Genomic DNA, 19,181 nt, shown 5'->3' on the forward strand with positions numbered 1-19,181 from the left:
CCGGCGCCCCTGATGAGTGAGCGCTCACTCATCAGGCAGCAGCGTCGCCAGGCCCTCCAGGGTGGTCGCCAGGGCGCCACGGTTGGCCGCCACCACCCGGCGCCCGGCGTCGGCCAGGCGCCGACATTCACTCCGGTCGGCGAGCAGTCGGACCAGGGTCCCGGCCAGCGCCTCGCCGTCGGCCACTTCCACCAGGGCACCGGCCTCGCGCAACACCTCGGCCACGTCCTCGAAGTTGGCGAGCCCGGGGCCGGTGAGGACCGGCACGCCCATGGCAGCGGGCTCGAGCAGGTTGTGGCCGCCGATCGGCGCCAGGCTGCCGCCGACGAAGGCCAGGTCGCCCGCGCCGTAGAGGGCGAGCAGCTCGCCCATGGTGTCGCCCAGGTAGACGGCCGTATCGGCGGCCGGCCATTCATCGCGGGAGCGTCGTGCCAGCGCCAGCCCCTGCTCCCGGCAGAGCGCGGCCACGGCGTCGAAGCGCCGGGGATGGCGGGGCACCAGGACCAGCAGGGCGCTCGTCAGCGTCTCGCGCAGCCGGGCATGGGCGGCCAACAGCTGCTCGTCCTCGCCGGGGTGGGTGGAGCCGGCCACCCAGACGGGGCGCTCGCCCAGTCGCGTTCGCAAGCGCTCACTCACCTCGATAGCCCCGCCATCCGGCGAGATGTCGAACTTCAGCGACCCCACCACCCGGGTAAGCGCCGGCGCCATGCCCAGCGCCCGGAAGCGTTCGGCGTCGGCGGCGGACTTGGCGGCCAGCCAGTCCACCCGGCTCAGGGCGTCCCGCATCAGCGGACGCAGGCGGCGATAGCCCCGGAAGGCCCGGGGCGACAGCCGGCCATTGACCACCGCCACCGGGACGCCTCGACGCCGGCAGGCGTGCAGCAGGTTGGGCCACAGCTCGGTCTCGAAGAACAGCGCCAGCTCCGGGCGGAGACGGGCGACGAAGCGCTTCGCCGCGCCGGGGAAGTCCAGCGGCACGAAGGCATGACGAAGGCGCGGCGCTTCGCCGGGTTCCGCTAGCGCCTCGCGCAACGCCTGCACGCGCTCGGCGCCGGTGGCGGTCATGGTGGTGACGGTGAGGAGATGCCCCGGGTAGTGCGCCAGCAGCGCCTCGATCAGTGGCCGGGCGGCCTGAACCTCGCCCACCGAGGCACAGTGCAGCCAGATCGTTCGCTCGCCGGCCAGGGCGGGAGACAGCAGGCCCAGCCGTTCCCGCCGGGGTCGGCCAGGCAGCCGCTCGCGCCAGACCCGCCGCCAGATCAGCGGCGCGAGCCCGTAGAGGGCCGCCGAGTAGAGCCGGCGCGCCCAGGGGGCCCCCCGCCGGGCCGGCTGGCGAGCGGCCATCAGGTCTCGCGGTCGAGGATGGTGGAGATCATCGCCGTGGTGGAGACGCCGTCCTCGAAGCCCAGCACCTTCACCTCGCCACCCGCCTCACGCACGGCCGCGCCGCCGGCGATCTGCTCGGGGCGATAGTCGCCACCCTTGACCAGCACGTCCGGCAACACCGCCTCGATCAGCCGCTGCGGGGTGTCCTCGGCGAAGGCGACCACCCAGTCCACGGCCCCCAGGCCGGCCAGCACCTGCATGCGCCGCGGCAGCGGGTTGATGGGCCGCTTGGGCCCCTTGAGCCGGGCAATGGAGGCGTCGTCGTTGACCGCCACGATCAGCCGGTCGCCGAGCTTGTGGGCCTGCTCCAGGTAGGCCACGTGGCCGGCGTGCAGGATATCGAAGCAGCCGTTGGTCATCACCACCCGCTCGCCGCGGGCCTGGGCGGCACGCACCGCCTCGATCAGCGGGCCTTCCTCGATGGCGCCGAACTCGGCCAGCTTGTCGCCGTGCAGGGCGGTGTAGAGCTCGGCAATGGAGAGCGTGGCGGTGCCCGGCTTGGCCACCACCAGGCCGGCGGCCAGGTTGGCCAGGGTCATCGCCTCGGGGAAGCCGTGGCCGGCGGCCAGCGCCAGCCCCAGTACGCCGATCACGGTGTCGCCGGCACCGGTGACGTCATAGACCTCGCGGGCCCGGGTCGGCAGGTGCAGCGGCTCGTGGTCGCCGCGGATCAGGGTCATGCCCTTCTCGCTGCGGGTGATCAGCAGGGCCTCGAGCTCGAGTTCGGCGCGCAGCGCCTCCCCCCTGGCGGCCAGCTCGGCATCGTCACGGCAGTGCCCCACCACGGCCTCGAATTCGGTCAGGTTGGGGGTGATCACGCTGGCCCCGCGGTAACGATGGAAGTCGCCGCCCTTGGGGTCGACCAGTACCCGCTTGCCGGCGCCGCGTACCAGGCGGATCAGCGCCTCGACCCGGTTGAGGGTGCCCTTGCCGTAGTCGGAGAGAATCACCAGGTCGCAGTCGGGCAGGGCCGCCTCGACCCGTGCCAGCAGCCCCGAGGTGTCCACCTCGCCGAGGCCCTGCTCGAAGTCCAGGCGGATCAGCTGCTGGTTGCGACTCATCACCCGCAGCTTGGTGATGGTGGGAATGCCGGGGCTGCGTTCGAAGTGAGTGCTCACTCCGGAGCTCTCCAGGCGGCTGCCCAGGCGGTCGGCGTTGTCGTCGTCACCGACCATGCCGGCCAGGGCGGCATGGGCCCCCAGGGAGGCGATATTGAGCGCCACGTTGGCGGCGCCGCCGGGCCGGTCCTCGGCCTCCTCCACGCGCACCACCGGCACCGGCGCCTCCGGCGAGATGCGCGAGGTGCCCCCGTGCCAGTAGCGGTCGAGCATCACATCACCCACCACCAGCAGGCGCGAGTGTTCCATGGCAGTCAGATCAAGCTTCATCGGCAGGGGACTCCGTGTCCTGGTGAGCGGTGGTGTCGGCGAGCAGAGTGTCGAGTCGCTCGATCACGTCCTCGGCGCGGATCAGCGACATGGCATCGGGGTGGCGTACCCGCTGGCCCCAGGGAAGCGTCTCCGGCGCCTTGTGCAGGTAGGCACGTACCGCCTCCGGATAGCGATCGACCACGAACTCGCGCCACAGGTAGGGAGCGGCGCGATCGGGGTTGGTGGTGGCATAGAGCCCCACCACCGGCACGCCCAGGGCATTGGCCATGTGCACCGGCCCCGAATCGGGCGCGACGACGGCCCGGGCCCGGGCGATCAGCGCCAGCAGCCCCTTGAGCGAGGTGCCGCCGATGGCGTCGATCACCGCCTCCGGCCGGCTGAGGGCCTGGATGCGCTCGCCCATCTCGCGCTCCTGGGTGCTGCCGCCGCCGGTGAGCACCGCCTTCAGCCCGTGCTGAACCCAGGCGTGCTCGATCACGGCCGCATAGCCCTCGGCAGACCAGTTGCGGAAGTTGCGCAGCCGGGGGTTGGCACAGGGGCTCATCAGCAGGTAGGCAGCATCGCCGGTCAGGGCGAGGGCCTCGTCGAAGGCGACCGCGGGCACCGGCAGGTCCCATTCCAGCGAGAGGTCCTCGACCCCCAGCAGGCGGGCGAAGTCCAGGAACGACTCCAGCACATGGGCCCGGGGGTGGGGCGCGAGCCGGCGATGGGTGAACCAGTGCTGGGCGTCCTTGGCGCGGGCCTTGTCGTAGCCTACCCGCACCCCGGCCTTCAACCCCAGGGAGAGGACACTGGCGCGCAGCGCCTGCTGCATGTGCAGCAGGACGTCGAAGCGGGTGTCCGCCAGCTCGCGCCACAGCCGGCGCATGCCGGCCACGCCGGTGGCCTTGTCGTAGACGACGAACTCGACCCCGGTGAGGCCGGCCAGTAGACTGTGCTCGCCCTTGCCGATGATCCAGGTGATACGCGCCTCGGGCCACTGGCGCTGCAGGGCGCGTACCGTCGGCACCAGGTTGCAGACATCGCCCAGGGCGGAGAGTCGCAGCACGCCGATGTGCCGGGGTTGGGCGGGCAGAGGATGCTTCATGCGCTTGGCAACATTTCGAACGGGAAGGGTTTCCATTCTATATGATGCGGACAGTTTATGTGACGCCTGCCGGGCGCCACAAACCGGTCCGCCGATTAGCCCGCAGGCCTTCGATCCCGACCATTGGCGGCGAGAGGGTCGTGTCGTCGGCGAGGCACCCGGCCGCGGCGCCAGCCTGTTTCTCGATGCCGGGCGCGGCCAGTGGGTGCTGCGCCCCTATCGCCGCGGCGGCCTGATCGCCCGGATCAGCACTGCCCGCTACCTGTGGACCGGTCTCGAGCGCACCCGCGCCTTCCGCGAACTGCGCCTGACCGCCGAGCTCTTCTCGCGTGGCCTGCCGGTCCCGCGCCCGGTGGCCGCCGGCGTGACCCGGCATGGCGTCACCTACGAGGCGGCGCTGATCACGGAGCGTCTTCCCGGGGCCCGCGCCCTGGCCGCACGCCTGGCCGGGGAAGGGTACCACGCCCCCCTGCTGGAAACCGTCGGCGCCACGGTCCGTCGCTTCCACGACGCCGGCCTCGACCATGTGGACCTCAACGCCCGCAACCTGCTCGTCGACGAGCGCGACCGGGTCTGGCTGATCGACCTCGATCGCTGCCGGCTGCGAGCCCCTGGCCCCTGGCGGGCAGCCAACCTCGAGCGTCTGCAGCGCTCGCTGGCGAAATTCGATGCCGACGCGGCCATGGCCGCCATTCGGCGGGGCTACGAGACGCCGAGTTCGCGTGGCACGCCACGCTCCGGATAGACACGCTGCAGCAGTTCCTCCAGCCCCTGGAGGATATCCATCCTGCCGGGTACCTGGCCGTCCCGATGAAACACGGCCTCATGGCAATCCTCGTAGCGGGGCCAATAGCGGAACGGCACCGTCATGAAGAAGATGCCCAGGGTCGGCGTATGGGTCGCCAGGGCCAGGTTGCGCACCCCGGTATCACCGCATACCAGCACGCTCGCCTTCGCCATCCAGGGCGCCAGTCGATCGAGCCCCATCCGCGGCTGGATCTCGACGTTGTCGTGCCGTGCCGCCACCTCGGCCAGGAAATCGCCGGACTCCTTCGCCTTGTGCCCCTCCAGCAATACATGGCGATAGTGTGGAAACGTCTCGGCCGCCTGCTCGATCACCTCGCACCAGGTGCTCAGCGACAGCGACTTCTCCGCCCTGGACGCGAAGGGAAAGTAGGCGATACATGGGTCGGCCTGGGCGCGTCGATGCCGCGGCATGGCGAACTCCAGGGGATAGCGCGGCTTGTGCCCCATGATCTTGAGGAAATCCAGCAGCACTTCGGCCTCGTAATGGAAATCCGAGCGCAGGATGCCCACATCGAAGAGCAGGTGGTTGAAAACCCGACGATAAGGGAAGCCAAGCTTGACCTGTGCGGTCGTCATCAGGGTCAGCAGACGCGAGCGAGAGGTATCGGCGAGGTCGAAGAGTACATCGACCTCGCCCACCGCCCTCAGCGAACGCCACTGTTCGCCTGGTCCACCGCGGCTGTCCAGCACATGGACCTCGTCGACCAGATCTTCAGGCACGGCATACTGGTACTTGCTGACGGTGCTCAGGATGATATGCGCCCCGGGAAAGAAGCGGCGCAGCTCCACCAGAAAGGGACGGGCCGCCATGTAGTCCCCGAAGGCACACTGGCGGATCACCAGGATCCGCCGAACCTGCTCCACGTGGAGCCGGGAGAGCCAGCGACGTCCTCGCGTATTGAGGTAGCCGCCCTTCTCGATCCACGCCTTCATCTCTCGAGTTCCCCTTCGTTCCCTGCGTACTCCTCGATCAGGGCCGTCACATGGGCCTCGAGGGTGAAGTCCTTGCGTATCCGCCGCCGGGCCGACTCGCCCAGCCGTCGGCGCAGGCCCTCGTCGGCGGCCAGTTCGGCCATGGCCCCGGCCCAGGCATCGGGCGCTTCCGGCGATGCCAGGCGACCGTTGTCGACATCGATCAGCTCGGGTATGGCGCCGCTATCGGCACCGATGACCGCCTTGCCGGCGGCCATGGCCTCGATCACCGTCAGCCCGAAGGCCTCGTTGCGCGAGGGGACGCAGACGATATCGAGGGCCTCGAACAACCTCGGCAGGTCGCGGCGAAAGCCGGCGAAGGTGACCCGTCCCTCGAGGCCCAGCGCGGCGACACGCTCCCGGAGCGCCGCCACGTAGTCTTCATTGCTGCCCTCACCGGCCGTCAGGCCGCCGATCAGCACCCCGTGCCAGGCCAGATCGGGCCAACCGTCGGCCAGTAGCGCCAGGGCCTCGACCCATGCCGCCTGCCCCTTGCCCGGGGTGAGCCGCCCCGGCAGGCCGATCGCCACGGCCCTCTCGGGAAGGCCCAGCTCGCGCCGCAGTGCCTCGCGCGCCTCGCTCGACAGGCGAGGCGCATAGACTGCCGGATCGATCCCCAGGTAGAGCCGGCGAATCCGCGCGGCCGGCAGCGGAAAGGCGGCCAGGTTGCGTTGGCGGGTCGCCTCGCTGATGGCGAACAGCCGGGTGACGCGCCCGTAGGCCCAACGGTGGTAGGGGTCCTTCTTCGGCCGCGTGACGCCCATGTGGTCGGTGAAGAAGAGCCTCAGCTCCGGCCGAAGGGTCGACAGCAGCGCTCCCAGGCGCAGGTCGCTGGACTTGTGGCAGTGCAGCACGCGAATGTCATTGGCCTTCAGGTAGGCGAGGATCCGTGCCATCGCCAAGAGTGCCCGGCCCTGGGTCGGCACCTGCAGCGGCGTGATGCCGGCCTCCTCCAGGCTCGCGGCGACACGCGAGCCGGACAGGGCCAGGCCATGGGGCTCCCACCCCTGACGCTTCAGCTCGGGTATAATCCGCGAAGGATACATTTCCAGTCCGCCCCAGCCGTGCGAGAGGCAGATATGCATGACCTTGTGGGACAAGGTTGACTCCTTTCCGGTATCGGGGCCCGGGAGCCCGGATGACGATAATTTCCGCCACTGCCATGGACGAACGCCGCTCCCGCCTGCTGGTGGTTCGCAACGACAAGCTCGGTGACTTCATGCTGGCCTGGCCGGCACTGGCCTGCCTCAAGGCAGCCGACCCGGCCGCCCATGTGAGCGTGCTGGTGCCGGCCTACACCGCCCCGATCGCCAGGCTCTGTCCCTGGATCGACGAGGTGCTGCTCGACCCGGGCGATGACGCCGGGGCCGATGGCCGACGCGAACTGCTGACCAGGCTGCGCGACGGCCGCTTCGACGCCCTGCTGACGCTTTTCTCCACCCCGCGTATCGGCTGGCTGGGCTGGCGGGCCGGCATACCGCTGCGCCTCGCCCCGGCCACCAAGTGGGCCCAGCTATTCTACAACCGACGCATCACCCAGCGCAGGTCGCGTTCGGAGAAGCCCGAGTACGTCTACAACCTGGAGCTGGCCGAAGGCCTGCTCGACGAGCTCGGCCACCCCCTGCCACCGCGCCCGGCCCCCCCCTTCTGGCCGCTGCCCGACGGCACCCGCGACGCCCAGCGCGCCCGTCTCGCGGGTGAGCTCGGCCTCGACGCCAGGCGCCCCTGGATCTTCGTGCATCCCGGTCATGGTGGCTCGGCGGTAAACCTGTCGCCCGACCAGTATGGCGAGCTGATCCGCGAGGTCGAATCGCGCCTCGCGACGGCGTCCGCCCCACGACCGACCTGGCTGCTGACCGCGGGGCCGGGGGAAGAGGCGACGGCCGATGCATTGTGCGACCTGCTCGTCGCCGAGGGACTCTACGCCACTCGGCTACCGCCCCGCCAGGGGCTCGATGATTTCGCCCTGAGCCTCGCGGCGGCGGACCTGTTCATTGCCGGCTCCACCGGCCCCCTGCATATCGCCGGCTGCCTGGATCGCCCCACGGCGGGCTTCTACCCGGCTCGACGCTCGGCCACCCCCCTGCGCTGGCAGACCTGCAATGCCCGGGCCCATCGCCTGGCCTTCAGCCCACCGCATGGCGCCGACGAGACCGACATGACGAGCATCGACCTGCAGGCGGCGGCAGAGCAAATCGCGCACCACATCCAGACACTCACCATCAACGAGCCCGCGCCATGAAGCCCATCACCGGCATCGTCATCACGCTCAACGAGCAGCAGCGGATCGCCGCCTGCATCGACTCCCTGCAGCGGGTCTGCAGCGAGATCATCGTCGTCGATTCGCTGAGCCAGGACGACACCGTCCGCATCGCCGAAGGCAAGGGAGCGCGGGTCCTGCTGCAGGAATACCTCGGTGACGGCCCCCAGAAGGCCCACGGCGTTCCCCATGCCGCCAACGACTGGATCCTCAGCCTGGATGCGGACGAGCGGCTGGAGGAGGATGCGGTGGCCGCCATCCAGGCCCTGACGCTGGATGATCCCGCCCTGGCCTACCGCTTCAACCGCCGCAACTTCTGCGCCAACCACTGGATCAGGGCGGCGGGGTTCTACCCGGACAGGGTGGTCCGGCTCTACAACCGCACCACCTCGGGCTACCTGCCGAAGAAGGGCCACGCCTCGGTGCACGCACCCAGGGTCCAGGATACCGGCGCGCACATCCGTCACTTCACCTACGATGGCCTCTCCCACTGGATACAGCGTATCGATCAGCTGTCCTCCCGGGATGCCTGGGCCATGAAGGAGCGAGGGGTCACCCCCTCGGCGTGGCGGCCCGCCCTGCATGCCGCGAGCGCGACCCTGCGCAAGCTGATCCTCAAGGGCGGCATCCTCCAGGGGGCCGATGGCCTGACCGTGGCCATCACTACCGCCTTCCATGCCTACATGAAGTACGCCAAGCTCAACGAACTGTACGAGAACGACAGTCACCGGGACGATGAGTGACGGGAGCCCCGGCCGCGCCGCAAAGGCGGCCGGGGCTCCATCCGGCTGCTCCGCCTTGATAAGCTAACCGCGAACCCAACCGGGATATCGTCATGCCCCTCCCCGCCCCCCTCTCCCCCCTGCGCCGACCTCGCTGGTGGGTCCTGCTCGTCATCGGGCTGTGGATCGGCCATGCCGCCGTGACCGTGACCCTGCTGCCACCCTGGGGCCTGGTGCCGATCGCCGGCGCCTGGCTCGGGCTGGGCTGGCTGCTGCGCTGGGGGGCACCGCGCCATCCGCGTCCGCCGGCCCGCGTCTGGCCCTGGTCGCTGCTGCCCATCGCCCTCTGGGGGCTCTATGTCTACCTGGCGGCCAGCTTCGGCAACGTCGACCTGGGAGCGGTGTTCTTCCATCTGCAGGCGGGCATGACCGATCACGGCGGCGTCGACCGCAAGCTGGCCGCGGTGCTCTACAACCTGTCGATGGTCGCTCTGCTCGTCTCCTTCACCTGGTTGATCAGGAGGGATCACCGCTGGCGGCTCTGGGAGCCTCTGCTGGCCCTGGGCCTGCTGGCCAGCAACCCCCTGCTCTTCGGCATCACCCAGCGCGGGGCCGCCATCGTCACCGACGACGGCGCCTGGCTGGAGCGCCGCTATGTCGCGCCGGTGATCCGGCAGGCCCCCGCGGACCCGCCCAACCTGCTGCTGCTCTACCTGGAGAGCATCGAGCGCACCTACGGCGACCGCGAGCGCTTCGGCGATGCCTATGCCGACCTGGAAGCCCTCGGCGAGCAGGGACGGGTCTTCGAGGCCGTGCGCCAGCTCGACAACACCGGCTGGACCATGGCCGGCATGATCGCCAGCCAGTGCGGCACGCCACTGATGCCCGCCGGCCTGCTCCACGACAGCCAGTTCGAGCCCCTGGGCCAGGTGGTGCCCGGCATCGACTGCCTCGGCGACCTGCTCGCCGACCAGGGCTATCGACTCGCCTACCTGGGCGGCGCCAGCACGGCCTTCGCCGGCAAGGGTGTCTTCTACGAGGACCACGGCTTCGATACCGTGCTGGGCCGTGAGGAGCTGCGCCCGCGGCTCGAGGATCCCGAGTATCTCAACAACTGGGGGCTATACGACGACTCCCTCTACGCCTTCACCCTGGAGGAGATTCGCCGCCTGGACCAGACCGGCGACCCCTGGGGCGTCGTCACCCTGAGCCTGTCCGGCCATGCCCCCTACGGTTATCCGGCGCAGAGCTGCATCGATCGCCAGGGCGAATTCGATGGTGCCGACATCCTCTATTCGGTCGAGTGTTCGGCCTGGCTGGCCCGGAACCTGGTCGAGCGGCTCGAGGCCGAGGGCCTGCTGGAGAACACCCTGGTAGTGATCGCCAGCGACCACCTGACCATGCGCGTCTCGGCATGGGATGACCTGATCCGCGACGAACGGGACAACACCTTCATGCTGCTGGGCCCCGAGGTCCCGCTGGGCCGGGTGCGGCGTGAGTCCTCCACGCTCGACGTCCTGCCGACCGTGCTCGAGGCCATGGGGTTCGAGATCGAGGATAACCGTGCCGGCCTGGGTGCCTCGCTGCTCTCCTCCTCTCCGACCCTGCTGGAACTGTACGACAGGGAGTTCGTCAACGACCGTCTGCGCGAAGAGACGGCGCTGCAGAAACACATGTGGGATGGGCTGGTACCCGAGCGGCCGCCCGAGGAAGCGCCGCCGGAGCCGGAGCAGGTCGTGGAGAACCCGGAGGATGCCACCGGCGAGGAGCCCGCCATGGTGCAGTGAACCGCGGCTACCCCCGGGCGATGAGCGTCTCGGTCGACGCCAGCACCGCCTTCAGCAGACGCTCCGGAGGCAACTGCACCAGACAGTGGGTATGACCGAGCGGGCAGGTCCGCTCGAAACAGGGCGAGCAGGAGAGGCCGAGATAATGGATCTCGGCATTGTCGGTCAGCGGCGGGGTGTAGCGTGGCGAGGAGGAGCCATAGATCGCCTGGACCCGGGTGCCCACGGCGGCCGCCACATGCATCAGGCCCGAATCGTTGGTGACCACCTGGCGGCAGTCCGCCAGCAGGTCCACCGCATCGGCCAGCCGGGTGCGTCCGCACAGATTGTGCACATGGGCCTGTCCCGCGCTGATCGTCTCGCCGGCGGCCTCGTCCTTCGGCCCCCCCAGGACCCTGACCTCGAAGCCTTCGGCTGTGAGCCGTGCAGCCAGTTCGCGGAAGTAGGCGAGCGGCCACTGCTTGGCCGGGCCGTATTCCGCTCCCGGCATCATGCCGATGGCGGGCCGCGACGAGAGCCCGAGGGCCGGGCGCAATTCATCGAGGTTGTCGGCATCGACGGCGAGCCGCGGAGGGGGAATGGCGAAGGTCCCCGGCTCGGCCTGCGCGGCGGGCAGGCCGAGGGCGACGAAGCGCTTGACGGTCTGGTCCAGCACCGTCTTGTCGAGCCGGCGGCGGTCATTGAGCAGGCCATAGCGCTGCTCGCCGGTGAAACCGGTACGCCGTGGAATGCCCGCCAGGAAGGGCACCAGGGCCGACTTCCAGGAGCGCGGCAGCACGATGGCCCGATCGAAGCGTCCGCGCAGATCCCTGGCCAGTGCCCGCCGAGCCCGCCAACCGAACTCGCCGTGGCCCGTCTCGAGACACGCCACCTCGTCGACCTCCGCCATGCGCTCGAGGATCGGCCGCGACCAGGCCGGGGCCACCACGCCGATCCGGCAACCGGGATGACGCGCCTTGAGGGTCATCAGCAGGCTCTGGGCCATGACCATGTCACCCACCCAGGAAGGTCCCACCACCAGGATCCGCTTGCCCGTCGGCGGGTGCGCGGTGCCGGCCTCAGCCATGCAGCCACTCCAGGTACTCGCGTACCCCCTCGGCGACGGTACGAAACTCGCGGTCATAGCCGGCCTCGCGCAGCCGCGAGATATCGGCCCGGGTGTAGCTCTGGTAGCGTCCCTTGAGTTCCTCGGGGAAGTCGATGTACTCGATCTCGCCCTTGCCGTGGAAGCCGATCACCGCCTCGCCGATCGCCTTGAACGGCTCGGCGCGGCCGGTCCCCAGGTTGAAGATGCCGGACCGCTCCGGGTGGTCCAGGAACCACAGGTTGACGTCGACCACGTCGCCCACGTAGACGAAGTCGCGACTCTGCATGCCCGCTTCATAGCCGTCCCAGGCGCCGAACAGCTTGAGATTCTCGCCGGCGCTCACCTGGGTGTGGTGGTGGTAGGCGACGCTGGCCATCTTGCCCTTGTGCTGTTCGCGGGGGCCATAGACGTTGAAGTAGCGAAAGCCCACCACCTGGCTCTGGAAGTCATCCCAGCGCGCCCGCACGTACTGGTCGAACAGCAGCTTGGAGTAGCCGTAGACGTTGAGCGGCTTCTCGTGCTCCGGTGCCTCCACGAACACCTCGCTGCCGCCGTAGGTGGCCGCCGAGGAGGCGTAGAGGAAGGGAATGCCCTGCCGCTGGCAGAAGTGCAGCAGCACCTTCGAGTACTCGAAGTTGTTGTCGAGCATGAAGCGGCCGTCCCACTCGGTGGTGTCGGAGCAGGCCCCCTCGTGGAAGATCGCCTCGATCGGCGGCAGCCTGGAGGGTTCGCCGCGCAACACCGCCTCGACCCGGGCGCGGAAGTCGTCCTTGTCCAGGTAGTCGCCGAGGGTGCAGTCGGCCAGGTTGACGAACTTGGTGCCGTCGGAGAGGTCGTCGACCACCAGCACGTCGTCGCGGCCGCGGGCGTTGAGTGCCTTGACCAGATTCGAGCCGATGAAGCCGGCTCCGCCTGTCACTACGATCATTGGGATGTCCTCGTTGGGGCACAGCGGACTGCGCCTATAACCGATCTGCCTGTGATTGTATACTTGACGCCTCGTGAATTCATGGCCAACGGTGCTTTCGCAATGACACAGTCGACGCCAGACGTGGCAACCTTCCAGGGCCTGATCCTCGCCCTGCAGCAGTACTGGGCCGAACAGGGCTGCGTGATCCTGCAGCCCCTGGACATGGAAGTCGGTGCCGGCACCTTCCACCCGGCCACCTTCCTGCGCTCCATCGGCCCCGAGACCTGGAATGCCGCCTACGTGCAGCCCTCCCGCCGGCCCACCGACGGCCGCTACGGCGAGAACCCCAACCGCCTGCAGCACTACTACCAGTTCCAGGTGGTGATGAAGCCATCCCCCGCCGAGTTGCAGGAGCTCTACCTGGGCTCGCTGAAGCGCCTGGGCCTCGACCCGCTGGTGCACGACATCCGCTTCGTCGAGGACAACTGGGAGTCTCCCACCCTCGGTGCCTGGGGGCTGGGCTGGGAAGTCTGGCTCAACGGCATGGAGGTGACCCAGTTCACCTATTTCCAGCAGGCCGGCGGCCTGGAATGCTACCCGGTCACCGGTGAACTGACCTACGGCCTCGAGCGCATCGCCATGTACCTGCAGGACGTCGACAGCGTCTACGACCTGGTCTGGACCATGGCACCGGATGGCACCCGCGTCAGCTACGGCGACGTCTATCTGCAGAACGAGCGCGAGCAGTCTGCCTACAACTTCGAGCACGCCGACGTGCCGGCGCTGTTCGCTGCCTTCGACCACCAGGAGCGGGAGTGCACCAAGCTGCTCGAGGCGTCCCTGCCACTGCCCGCCTACGAGCAGGTGCTCAAGGCCTCGCACACCTTCAACCTGCTGGACGCCCGTCACGCCATCTCGGTCACCGAACGCCAGCGCTACATCCTGCGGGTTCGCACCATGGCCCGTGACGTGGCCCACGCCTATTACGCATCACGCAAGGCCGCCGGCTTCCCGCTGGCCCCCGAGGCCCTGCGCAACGAACTGCTGGCCGACGCCGAACAGGGAGACGCATGAGCATGGCTGCCAACACCCTACTGGTTGAACTGGGCGTCGAGGAGCTGCCGCCGAGCGCCATCGACACCCTCTCCGACGCCCTGGCCGAAGGCATCCGCCGCGGCCTGACCGAGGCCGAGGTCACCTTCGGCGAGGTGCTCGCCTATGCCAGCCCGCGACGCCTGGCGGTCCAGATCCGCGAACTCGCCGACAAGCAGCCCGACCGGGAGATCGAGCGGCGCGGCCCGGCGCTGGCCGCGGCCTTCAAGGACGGCCAGCCGACCAAGGCCGCCGAGGGCTTCGCCCGCTCCTGCGGCGTCATCGTCGACGACTTGATCCACCTGGAGACCGACAAGGGCACCTGGCTCGGCCACCGCGAGCGACAGCCGGGCGAGGCCACCACCGCCCTGCTGCCCGCCATCGTCGAGAAGGCGATCGGCGCCCTGCCGGTGCCCAAGAACATGCGCTGGGGGGCCTCCCGGGTCGAGTTCTCCCGTCCAGTCCACTGGCTGGTGATGCTCTACGGCAGTGAGGTGGTCGAAGCCGAGGCCCTGGGCCTTCGCGCCGGCCGCACCACTCGCGGGCATCGCTTCCATGCGCCCGACGCCATCGAACTGGCCCATGCCGACGACTACCTCGCCGTGCTGGAGACCGCCTGGGTACTGGCCGACCGCGACAAGCGCCGCGAGCGCATCCGCGAGCAGGTGCTGGCCGAGGCCGAGGTCCAGGACGGCCTGGCGGTGATCGACGAGGAACTGCTCACCGAGGTCAGCGGCCTGGTCGAGTGGCCGGTGGCCCTGACCGGCAGCTTCGACGAGCGCTTCCTCGAGGTGCCGGCGGAGTGCCTGATCTCCTCGATGAAGACCAACCAGAAATACTTCCATTTGCTCGACGAGCAGGGTGGCCTGAAGCCACTGTTCATCACCATCTCCAATATCGACAGCCAGGACCCCCAGCAGGTGATCGAGGGCAACGAGAAGGTGATCCGCCCGCGCCTGGCCGACGCCGCCTTCTTCTACGACACCGACCGCAAGCGGCCACTGGCCAGCCACATCGGCGGGCTCTCCGGCGTGGTGTTCCAGAAACAGCTCGGCACCCTGGCCGACAAGGCGCACCGCACCGCCGCCGTGGCCGCCTTCATCGCCGGCCGCATCGACGGCGACGTGGCTCATGCCCGGCGCGCCGCGGAGCTGGCCAAGTGCGACCTGGTCACCGAGATGGTGCTGGAGTTCCCGGAGCTGCAGGGCACCATGGGCCGCTACTACGCCACCCACGACGGCGAACCCGAGGATGTGGCCGAGGCCCTGGAAGAGCAGTACCTGCCCCGCTTCGCCGGCGACGAGATCCCCCGCACCCGTACCGGCCTGGCCCTGGCGCTGGCCGACCGCCTCGACACCCTGACCGGCATCTTCGGCATCGGCCAGCGGCCCACCGGCACCAAGGACCCCTTCGCCCTGCGCCGTGCCGCCATCGGTGTGCTCAACATCCTGATCAAGGGCGAGCTCGCCCTCGACCTGCGCGAGCTCCTCGAACTGGCGGCCGCCCAGCACCAGGAACTTCCCTATGCCGAGTCCCTGGTCGATGAGGTGCTCGATTACATGCTCGACCGCTTCCGCGCCTGGGGCCAGGACGAGGGCATCGAGGCCGAGATCTATCTCGCCGTGCGGGCACGCCCGGTCACCCGGCCTCTCGACTTCGCCCGTCGCCTGCGGGCGGTACACGCCTTCGCCAGCCGCGAGGAAGCCGCCGCCCTGGCCGCCGCCAACAAGCGGGTCTCCAATATCCTCGCCAAGCAGGAGCACGACGGCTCGACACGGGTGGATGCCGCACTGCTCGAGGAAGCCGCCGAGAAGGCCCTCCATGCGGCCCTCGCCGAACGCCGCGAAACGGTGATGCCGCTGTTCGCCGAGGGGCGGTACCACGAGGCACTGGACGCCCTGTCGAGCCTGCGCGAACCGGTCGACACCTTCTTCGACCAGGTCATGGTCATGTCCGAGGACGAGGCGGTCCGTCGCAACCGGCTGTCACTGCTCGCGGGCCTGCAGGCGCTGTTCCTGGAAGTCGCCGATATCGCCCAACTGCAGCAGTAACCGGACTCCCCACGCACAGGGCCGGCGAGATGGATTCGCCGGCCTTTTTCATGCCCTGGTCCTGTTGCACATGTGCCCCCGCTGCCCCTCCACCAGGCGCCTCTCCGACATGGGATGTTTCACGTGGAACATCCTCCGGCCTCTCCCCAGGGCAATCGCAGATAGCAGCATTGCTCGGGGCTGATCCGCCGGCAGGCCTGCGAGGAGGCGCTGTTAACTCCTCCCATTGCTACCGACGCCCTGCTGCGCTTTCGCATCCTGCTCCGCTTGTAGGGCCGGTATTTGGCCATGGATGGCCAACCCGCTCGGCGGAATCTGCCTCCCCCTGGCGTAGGACCTCCTCTTCGGCCTGCCCCCGACGCCCCGCGCGACAGTCAATTGCGATAGCCCTGCATCTCTCTCCGTCGCTTGGCAACCGGATGTTCCACGTGAAACACTGGGCACCCCCAGCGACTGATTCGTGACCTCCCCATGGCCAACCCACCCAAGCTCGTGATCCTCGACCGTGACGGCGTCATCAACCGAGATTCCGACTCTTACGTGAAGTCCCTCGACGAATGGCTCCCCTACCCCTCCGCCATTGCCGCCATCGCCCGGCTGACCCGGGCCGGCTGGACCGTCGCGGTGGCCACCAACCAGTCAGGTATCGCCCGCGGTTTCTACGACGAAGCCACCCTGGCCGCCATGCACGAGGAGCTCGGGCGTCGAGTCGCCGCGGCCGGTGGCGAGATCGCCCATATCGCCTACTGCCCGCATGGCCCCGAGGATGACTGCGATTGTCGCAAGCCGCTGCCCGGGCTCCTCGAGCAGATTCGCGATGCCCTGGAGCTCGAGAGCCTCTTGGGCAGCTGGATGGTCGGCGATAGCCTGCGAGACCTGCAGGCCGGCGAACCGCTGGGTTGCCGCCCGGTGCTGGTCAGGACGGGCAAGGGGGAACGCACACTGGCCAATGGCAAGGGCCTGGACGATGTTCTTGTCTTCGACGACCTGGCGGCCTTCGTCGACTGGCTCCTCGATACCCGATAGCTGCAAGCTGCAAGCTGCAAGCTGCAAGCTGCAAGCTGCAAGCTGCAAGCTGCAAGCAAGGCAGTGTAAATGCTCCTGACAGACAAAACCCCCGCAGGCAAGCAGCCTGCGGGGGTTTTGTTCGGCCTTGGCGCGCGCGGCGCTCAGGAGTGTTTCACGTGAAACACCTCGGCTCAGACGTCCAGGTTGGCCACCAGGGCGTTGCGTTCGATGAAGTCACGGCGTGGCTCCACCTCATCGCCCATGAGGGTGTTGAACATCATGTCGGCGGCCACCGCATCCTCGATGGAAACCCGCAGCATGCGCCGCGTCTCCGGATTCATGGTGGTGTCCCACAGCTGGTCGGGGTTCATCTCGCCCAGCCCCTTGTAGCGCTGGATAGAGAGACCGCGCTGGGCCTCCCCCATCAGCCATTCCAGCGCCTGATAGAAGGTGGAGACCGGCTTCTGGCGCTCGCCGCGAGCCACATAGGCCCCCTCCTCCAGCAGGCCATCCAGGGTCTCGCCGAGACTGGCAATGATGCGGTAATCGGCGCTGGTGAAGAAATCGATGCCCCACACATAGTCGGTGGTCACACCATGGGCGGTCAGGGAGACGGCGGGCAGGAAGAGCCCACGCTCGCTGTCTTCCTCGAGCCGGAAGGTGTAGCGCGGGCCACCCTCGTAGGCCACCAGGGCGTCCATTTCCGCCTGCAGATACTCGATCCAGTTCTGCATGGTGACACGGTCCTTGAGGCTCCTTTCGCCTTCCAAGTGTGCCGCATGGACGATTCGGCGCAGTACCTCGTTGGGATAGACCCGGGAGAGGCGATCGATCCGCTTCATCACGTCGCGGTACTGGTTGACCAGACTCTCGAGGCCCGCACCGCTGATGCCCGGCGCGTCCGGATTGACGTAGAGACGCCCCCCGTCCAGCGCCGTGGTGGTCAGGTAGTCGACCAGGGCCTGCTCGTCCTTGAGGTAGCTCTCCTGCTTGCCGCGCTTGATCTTGTAGAGCGGCGGCTGGGCGATGAAGACATGGCCACGCTCGATCAGCTGCGACATCTGGCGGAAGAAGAAGGTCAGCAGCAGCGTGCGAATATGGGAGCCGTCCACGTCGGCATCGGTCATGATGATGATCGAGTGGTAGCGCAGCTTGTCGGGATTGAACTCCTCGCGACCGATGCCGCAGCCGAGCGCGGTGATCAGGGTGCCCACCTCCGCCGATGAGAGCATCTTGTCGAAGCGCGCCTTCTCCACGTTGAGGATCTTGCCCTTGAGCGGCAGGATCGCTTGGGTGCGGCGATCGCGCCCCTGCTTGGCACTGCCGCCGGCCGAGTCACCCTCGACCAGGAACAGCTCGGAGAGGCTCGGGTCCTTCTCCTGGCAATCGGCCAGCTTGCCCGGCAGGCCGGCAATGTCCAGCGCGCCCTTGCGCCGTGTCATGTCGCGGGCCTTGCGCGCCGCTTCGCGGGCCCGGGCGGCATCGAGCATCTTGTTGACGATCGCCTTGGCCTCGTTGGGCTTCTCGATCAGATACTCGGAGAACAGGCGCCCCATCTCCTGCTCCACCGCGGTCTTGACCTCCGAGGAGACCAGCTTGTCCTTGGTCTGGGAGGAGAATTTGGGATCCGGCACCTTCACCGAAATGATCGCCGTCAGCCCCTCACGGGCATCGTCACCGGACGTGTTGATCTTGGACTTCTTGAGCAGCCCTTCTGCCTCGATATAGTGATTGAGGCTGCGGGTCAGGGCCGCACGGAAACCGGCCAGGTGGGTGCCGCCATCCCGCTGGGGAATGTTGTTGGTGTAGCAGAAGATATTCTCCGAGAAGGAGTCGTTCCACTGCATCGCCACCTCGACGACCACGCCGTCCTCGCGCTCAGCCTCGAAATGGAACACCGGGTTGAGTACCGTCTTGTTGGTGTTCAGGTGGTCGACGAACGCCTTGAGGCCACCCTCGTAGTGGAAGAGTTCCTCCTTGCCACTCCGCTCATCCATCAGGCGGATGGCCACGCCGGAATTGAGAAAAGAGAGCTCTCTCAATCGCTTGGCGAGGATATCAAAATGAAATTCGATATTGGCAAAGGTCTTAGGCGAGGGCCGAAAATGCACCCGGGTGCCGCTTTTCTCGGTCTTGCCGACCACCGCCAGGGGCGCCTGGGGCACGCCGTGGGCATAGATCTGCTCGTGAACCTGGCCGGCACGCCAAATGGTCAGCTTGAGTTCCTCGGACAGAGCGTTGACCACCGAGACGCCGACGCCATGCAGCCCACCCGATACCTTGTAGGAGTTGTCGTCGAACTTGCCCCCCGCATGGAGCACCGTCATGATCACTTCGGCCGCCGACACCCCTTCTCCCTCATGCATATCGGTGGGAACGCCGCGGCCATTGTCGCTGACGGTGACCGACTCGTCGGGGTGGATGACCACACGGATCTCGCTGCAGTAGCCAGCCAGGGCCTCATCGATGGAGTTGTCCACCAGCTCGAACACCATGTGGTGTAGGCCGGTCCCGTCATCGGTGTCGCCGATGTACATCCCGGGACGCTTGCGTACGGCATCCAGCCCCTTGAGGACCTTGATGCTCGATGAGTCGTAAGCCTGTTCGCTCATTGACTACTC

Annotated in this window: 15 protein-coding genes; 7 read left to right on the plus strand and 8 right to left on the minus strand. The window is 68.2% G+C overall.

What is annotated here, in order from left to right:
• Nucleotides 1-24: 24 nt before the first annotated feature.
• From waaA to MKP05_RS08460, 3 genes are read right to left on the minus strand one after another with little or no spacing between them, the layout of a single operon-like run.
• Entirely contained in the window at nt 25-1,344 is a 1,320-nt protein-coding gene (gene waaA, locus MKP05_RS08450) for a lipid IV(A) 3-deoxy-D-manno-octulosonic acid transferase (protein ID WP_240567902.1), read from the minus strand.
• Nucleotides 1,344-2,774, minus strand: coding sequence for a bifunctional D-glycero-beta-D-manno-heptose-7-phosphate kinase/D-glycero-beta-D-manno-heptose 1-phosphate adenylyltransferase HldE (gene hldE / locus MKP05_RS08455; RefSeq protein ID WP_240567903.1), 1,431 nt, complete (start codon nt 2,772-2,774; stop codon nt 1,344-1,346). Before hldE ends, waaA begins: the two co-directional genes overlap by 1 nt.
• Nucleotides 2,764-3,864, minus strand: coding sequence for a glycosyltransferase family 9 protein (locus MKP05_RS08460; RefSeq protein WP_240567904.1), 1,101 nt, complete (start codon nt 3,862-3,864; stop codon nt 2,764-2,766). The genes hldE and MKP05_RS08460 overlap by 11 nt, the downstream gene beginning before the upstream one ends.
• Here MKP05_RS08460 and MKP05_RS08465 point away from each other — a divergent pair.
• Nucleotides 3,863-4,609: a 3-deoxy-D-manno-octulosonic acid kinase gene (locus MKP05_RS08465; protein WP_240567905.1), complete on the plus strand. Its 747-nt coding sequence runs from the start codon at nt 3,863-3,865 to the stop codon at nt 4,607-4,609. The two genes, MKP05_RS08460 and MKP05_RS08465, sit on opposite strands and share 2 nt — an antisense overlap.
• On the opposite strand, the gene MKP05_RS08470 is transcribed toward MKP05_RS08465, so the two are convergent.
• On the minus strand, nt 4,567-5,604 hold the full coding sequence (locus tag MKP05_RS08470) for a glycosyltransferase family 9 protein (protein ID WP_240567906.1): 1,038 nt from the start codon (nt 5,602-5,604) through the stop codon (nt 4,567-4,569). The two genes, MKP05_RS08465 and MKP05_RS08470, sit on opposite strands and share 43 nt — an antisense overlap.
• Nucleotides 5,601-6,743, minus strand: coding sequence for a glycosyltransferase family 4 protein (locus tag MKP05_RS08475; protein ID WP_240567907.1), 1,143 nt, complete (start codon nt 6,741-6,743; stop codon nt 5,601-5,603). The genes MKP05_RS08470 and MKP05_RS08475 overlap by 4 nt, the downstream gene beginning before the upstream one ends.
• Before the next feature lie 38 nt (nt 6,744-6,781).
• On the opposite strand from MKP05_RS08475, the gene MKP05_RS08480 reads away from it, so the two are divergent.
• The 3 genes from MKP05_RS08480 to MKP05_RS08490 all read left to right on the plus strand — a co-directional run bounded on the left by MKP05_RS08480 (nt 6,782) and on the right by MKP05_RS08490 (nt 10,412).
• On the plus strand, nt 6,782-7,885 hold the full coding sequence (locus tag MKP05_RS08480) for a glycosyltransferase family 9 protein (protein ID WP_240567908.1): 1,104 nt from the start codon (nt 6,782-6,784) through the stop codon (nt 7,883-7,885).
• A complete protein-coding gene (locus MKP05_RS08485) occupies nt 7,882-8,646 on the plus strand; it encodes a glycosyltransferase family 2 protein (RefSeq protein ID WP_240567909.1) in 765 nt (254 codons plus the stop codon). Before MKP05_RS08480 ends, MKP05_RS08485 begins: the two co-directional genes overlap by 4 nt.
• A 92-nt stretch (nt 8,647-8,738) precedes the next feature.
• Nucleotides 8,739-10,412: a sulfatase-like hydrolase/transferase gene (locus MKP05_RS08490; RefSeq protein ID WP_240567910.1), complete on the plus strand. Its 1,674-nt coding sequence runs from the start codon at nt 8,739-8,741 to the stop codon at nt 10,410-10,412.
• A gap of 7 nt (nt 10,413-10,419) precedes the next feature.
• On the opposite strand, the gene waaF is transcribed toward MKP05_RS08490, so the two are convergent.
• Entirely contained in the window at nt 10,420-11,478 is a 1,059-nt protein-coding gene (waaF, locus tag MKP05_RS08495) for a lipopolysaccharide heptosyltransferase II (protein ID WP_240567911.1), read from the minus strand.
• Entirely contained in the window at nt 11,471-12,427 is a 957-nt protein-coding gene (rfaD, locus tag MKP05_RS08500) for an ADP-glyceromanno-heptose 6-epimerase (RefSeq protein WP_240567912.1), read from the minus strand. Before rfaD ends, waaF begins: the two co-directional genes overlap by 8 nt.
• A gap of 102 nt (nt 12,428-12,529) precedes the next feature.
• On the opposite strand from rfaD, the gene glyQ reads away from it, so the two are divergent.
• The 3 genes from glyQ to gmhB all read left to right on the plus strand — a co-directional run bounded on the left by glyQ (nt 12,530) and on the right by gmhB (nt 16,578).
• Nucleotides 12,530-13,483 carry a glycine--tRNA ligase subunit alpha gene (gene glyQ, locus MKP05_RS08505; protein WP_110284432.1) on the plus strand — a complete coding sequence of 318 codons (954 nt, stop codon included), beginning with the start codon at nt 12,530-12,532 and terminating at the stop codon, nt 13,481-13,483.
• A 2-nt stretch (nt 13,484-13,485) separates the two neighbouring features.
• Nucleotides 13,486-15,552, plus strand: coding sequence for a glycine--tRNA ligase subunit beta (gene glyS / locus MKP05_RS08510; protein WP_240567913.1), 2,067 nt, complete (start codon nt 13,486-13,488; stop codon nt 15,550-15,552).
• Nucleotides 15,553-16,023: 471 nt separating this feature from the next.
• Entirely contained in the window at nt 16,024-16,578 is a 555-nt protein-coding gene (gmhB, locus tag MKP05_RS08515; protein WP_240567914.1) for a D-glycero-beta-D-manno-heptose 1,7-bisphosphate 7-phosphatase, read from the plus strand.
• Between the two features lie 173 nt (nt 16,579-16,751).
• Here the strand turns inward: gmhB and gyrB are convergent, their stop codons facing one another.
• On the minus strand, nt 16,752-19,172 hold the full coding sequence (gene gyrB, locus MKP05_RS08520; protein ID WP_240567915.1) for a DNA topoisomerase (ATP-hydrolyzing) subunit B: 2,421 nt from the start codon (nt 19,170-19,172) through the stop codon (nt 16,752-16,754).
• Nucleotides 19,173-19,181 lie beyond the last annotated feature (9 nt).

It is taken from the genome of Halomonas flagellata, assembly GCF_022487945.1.
Lineage (GTDB): Bacteria > Pseudomonadota > Gammaproteobacteria > Pseudomonadales > Halomonadaceae > Halomonas > Halomonas flagellata.